At 45.6% G+C, this 4,357-nt stretch carries 3 protein-coding genes; all 3 read left to right on the top strand.

Annotated elements, in window-relative coordinates:
- Positions 1–148 precede the first annotated feature (148 nt).
- Complete coding sequence (locus QUA10_RS28575) at positions 149–1,390, top strand: IS110 family transposase (RefSeq protein WP_333085899.1); 1,242 nt, start codon at positions 149–151, stop codon at positions 1,388–1,390.
- Between the two features lie 240 nt (positions 1,391–1,630).
- Positions 1,631–3,427, top strand: coding sequence for an ABC transporter ATP-binding protein (locus tag QUA10_RS28570; RefSeq protein WP_333085896.1), 1,797 nt, complete (start codon positions 1,631–1,633; stop codon positions 3,425–3,427).
- A 162-nt stretch (positions 3,428–3,589) separates the two neighbouring features.
- Positions 3,590–4,021 (top strand): beta-carboxysome assembly chaperone CcmS, encoded by a 432-nt coding sequence (ccmS, locus tag QUA10_RS28565; protein ID WP_333085894.1) that lies wholly within the window; start codon positions 3,590–3,592, stop codon positions 4,019–4,021.
- Positions 4,022–4,357: the final 336 nt, after the last annotated feature.

Below are 4,357 nucleotides of genomic sequence, written 5' to 3'. Positions count from 1 at the left end.
TTATTCTTTATATTTGGGTACTAATTCACCAAAGGTACACCTACTAACTGTAGCACTATTTTAGGAAATTGGTATAAGCACTTGTGCTTTTGGGAGATTCGTAGGCTCACTCGTCCTTATTCTCAACCCCTTTCTCTCCCACAATTAGATGAAATATTTAATCGTCGGCATTGACGTTTCTCGGTCATCAATCGCCGCGTGCTTCATGCTGGAAAAACCCAGCAATCCCCGTGATTATTACTTCGACGCCGACATCGAAGTGTATCAAGCGAACATTGAAAACTTGAATCGATTAAAAGCAAAAATTGACAGCTTCCAAGCTGACAAAGTAATAGCCATTTGCGAACCGACAGGCATAAACTATGCACGGCTCTGGGTAAACAAGCTTGGCGATTGGGGCTGCGAAATTCGCATGATTTCCAACAGCAAGCTACCCAACTACAGGGCAGAGCTAATGGGAAAGGAAGGCAAGAGCGGAGCGAAGACCGATGACATTGACGCATTTGCGATCGCCTGTTGGTACTTTGACAAGCCAGCAGAAAGTAGCTACCTTAAAATCCGCGACCCCCTGGTTAGTCAGATTAAGAATATCTGTTTGCGACTCGAGCACCTCAACCGACTCCAAAGTCCCATAATCAACAGAATGAGGCAGGAACTAGCTTGGCAACTTCCAGAGGTTGCTTTAGTGCGATCGGCTAAGCTCCAAGATGATTTGGCGCCGCTGCTGTGGGGCTGGCTTGCAGGAAAAAGGAAATCGAAAAAGTACGATCGCATTTTGGAAGCAACGATCGGCTCCGGCATAGAGCCTCAAACGCGCTGGGCTGCTAAGCAGTATTGCGAAATTGAGGAAGAAATATTCACTCTTAAAAAACAGTTGGTGCAACTGATTGACCATCCGCAGTTTGATGAATACCGACAGATTTTCACAAAATTCGGGTTTGGCTATCAACTCCAGGGCTATTTGCTCGGAGCAATCTATCCAATCCAAGATTTTCTCCAAGATGGGCGACCGGAAGTAAAAATCCGCAAAAACCGCCAGACCGGGAAGGAATCAAAACTCAAACTGTCCGAGCGCCGTTTCATGCGAGCCGTCGGCATGGGAGTGATTCGCGAAGATAGCGGCCAGAAGAAAAAGGGTAAACAATCTGGCAGCGCGCTGTGCAGGAAAGCACTTTGGCAGTGGTGTTTCTGTCGCCTGGAAGTTGCGCGCAACAATCCACCACTAAAATTTGTTTACGGTCACGGTGTCGATGCGGAGGAAATGTCGCCGGCTGAAAATTTGAGGCGGCGCAAAAAGGGCGGCACTCCTGTCAAACTAGCCCGCCAGCGAGTAATAGCCCGATGCGTCCGCGAGTTGTTCAAAGAGCTGTGTGGCATTCACCGTCAATAAATTTTAGATTTTAGATTTTAGATTTTAGATTTTAGATTTTAGATTAAACTGCTGACTTCACAGAATTGATCTAGTGTGGATTTGTCAATCGGTCAAAAAATGTCTACAGTGAAGCCAGTGTTAACGTTTAAAGCCTAGGAACCGGGCATTTGAGAATTAAAAATTAAACAAGGGTAAGGTGCGCGCCGAGCACCCTACTAATTTTTAATTCTCGGCCCTATTTCCCATGCCCCATGCCCTATGAATGATTCTCAAGCATCACCAAATCCATTAAAACCTGTCCATCCCCTAAAGTGGCTGCTGAAGTACGGCCGCCGCTACCGCCTGAAAGCTTGGCTGGCAAGTATCTGTTCCCTGCTGAATAAATTCTTTGATTTAGCGCCGCCAGCATTAATCGGTATTGCCGTTGATGTGGTGGTAAAACAGCAAGATTCTATCCTCGCTGAGTGGGGCATAAAAGATGTCTTTTGGCAACTGGCAATTATTACTTTTGTGAGTTTGATTGTTTGGACATTGGAATCTGTTTTTGAATATGCCTATGATTATTTGTGGCGCAATTTGGCTCAGGATATTGAACACGATTTGCGTCTGGAAGCTTACAGCCATTTGCAGGAATTAGAATTAGCTTATTTTGAAGAACGCAGCACGGGCGGTTTGATTTCTATTCTCAATGATGATATCAATCAACTCGAACGTTTTTTGGACGACGGTGCTAATGAGGTGATTCAGGTAATTACCACTGTTGTTGTGATTGGCGCGGCTTTTTTTGCTGCCTCTCCTGGTGTTGCTGGGCTGTCAATGCTGCCGATACCTTTTATTATTTGGGGTTCGATCGCCTTTCAAAATCGCCTTGCTCCTTTCTATGCTGACGTGCGGGAAAAGGTGAGTTTTCTGAACGGACAACTGTCGAATAATTTGATGGGAATTACTACTATTAAAAGTTTTACTTCCGAAGATTATGAAATTCAGCGCATCGAAGCACAAAGCCAAGCTTACCGCCAAAGCAACCGACGGGCGATCGTACTTTCGGCAGCTTTTATTCCGCTGATTCGGGTTGTGATTTTCTTGGGGTTTATTGCAACACTATTTCTGGGCGGTTTGGAGGTGGTGGCGGGCCGATTGTCTGTGGGAACTTACAGCGTTTTGGTGTTTTTGACCCAGCGGTTGCTGTGGCCTCTGACTCGCCTGGGAAATACTCTGGATCAATACCAGCGCGCCATGGCTTCTACTAATCGGGTGATGAATTTGTTGGATACTCCGATCGCAATTCATACGGGTGATATTCGGCGGCCTGTTAGTTCGATTAAGGGTGAGTTGGAATTTAAAAATGTTACTTTTTCTTACAATCAAAGAAAGCCCATTTTGCAGTATTTTTCTCTGACTCTGCCTGCGGGAAAAACTACTGCAATTGTTGGCGCTACTGGTTCGGGAAAAAGTACGCTGGTGAAACTGATATTGAGGCTGTACGAGGTACAGCATGGCAATATTTATCTCGACGGTATAGAACTAAATAACCTGAATTTAAAAGATTTGCGGAGAGCGATCGGATTGGTGAGTCAAGATGTGTTTTTGTTTCACGGTACGGTGGCAGAAAATATTGCTTACGGCAGTTTTGAGGCAACTAATCGAGAGATAGTAAATGCTGCTAAAATTGCGGAGGCTCACGAGTTTATCGCCCAATTGCCGGACGGTTACAACACTATTGTTGGGGAACGCGGTCAAAAATTGTCGGGGGGGCAGCGGCAGCGAATTGCAATTGCGCGGGCTGTTTTGAAGAATCCGCCGATTTTGATTCTTGACGAAGCTACTTCAGCGGTGGATAACGAGACGGAGGCGGCAATTCAGCGATCTCTCGAACGAATTACCAAGAATCGCACTACAATTGCGATCGCCCACCGTCTTTCTACTGTCCGCAATGCCGATTGCATTTGTGTCATGGAAGAGGGGCTAGTGGTAGAATCGGGGCAGCACGAACAACTGATCGAACAGGACGGAATTTATGCGGCGCTCTGGCGCGTGCAATCTGGTATAAGATAGAAACGCAGCGGTTTTGGGTAATTGGGAATTGCTAATTTGTAATTGGGGATGGGCCATTGGGCATGGGTAACTAATGACAACAGTCAACAGCCAACTGCCAACCGCCAACTGCTAACTGACAACTGACTGCAAAATATTAGTTTCTACAAGCAAGAAGAGAAAATGTTTCTATTTGATAGCCCTGAGTCCAAACCCAACGAAAATAGCTGGAGCCGCAAATTAGATAAATTCGTGAAAGCTAATCAAAATGAATTGGCTGCTTTGGCTTGGGGGCTATTTCTGGAAAGGGGAGAGGAAAGCGAGGAGATTTTGGCAATTGATGTTGCAGAAACTGCGCGTTTTGTGTATTGTAAGAAAGAGGCGGTTGAGGAGTTGAACCGTCAAGTAAAAAGTCATATTCAGGAAGTTGTAGGTGTTTTGAATGCTCACAAACCTGAGACAGAAGTGGCGATTTTGGCGATCGGTGAAGGTCAAATTAAGTTAATTTTTTTTGAACCTAAGCCTGAACCTCCTGTTTGTTTTGAGGAAGCGGCAACCGATGTGGATACATTGTTGGCTAAGCTGGAACAGCAGATGGTTGAATGTATGAAATAGGAGTTATATCAAATCCGGTGGTATCGGAATTTATACTCCCTACAGTCAGGAGACGACGCCGTGCGGTTCCCCTACAATTAATCGGGCGATGGTTATATCTCTTATCGAGGAAGATTGATTATCTTGAGGTAGGGAAATGGCAATGCAGTGTCCTGCGTTGCCCTATTGTCAATGGTTATATCCGATCGCACTCTGAGAGCAATTTTATCCCGCAGTCTCTTTCAATCCCTGCGTGATCTCAACATTGTATCAGTAACAGCTGGGGGGGTGACAAAGATGCCTAAGAGATAGACCGAATCAGGGTTGCAGCCCGCATACCTTGTTGGTAAAAGCGGC

Source organism: Microcoleus sp. Pol8_D6 (assembly GCF_036700965.1).
In the GTDB taxonomy this organism is placed as follows: domain Bacteria; phylum Cyanobacteriota; class Cyanobacteriia; order Cyanobacteriales; family Microcoleaceae; genus Microcoleus.
The sequence above is the reverse complement of the archived record's forward strand: the minus strand, read 5'-3'. Positions and strand labels throughout refer to the sequence as shown.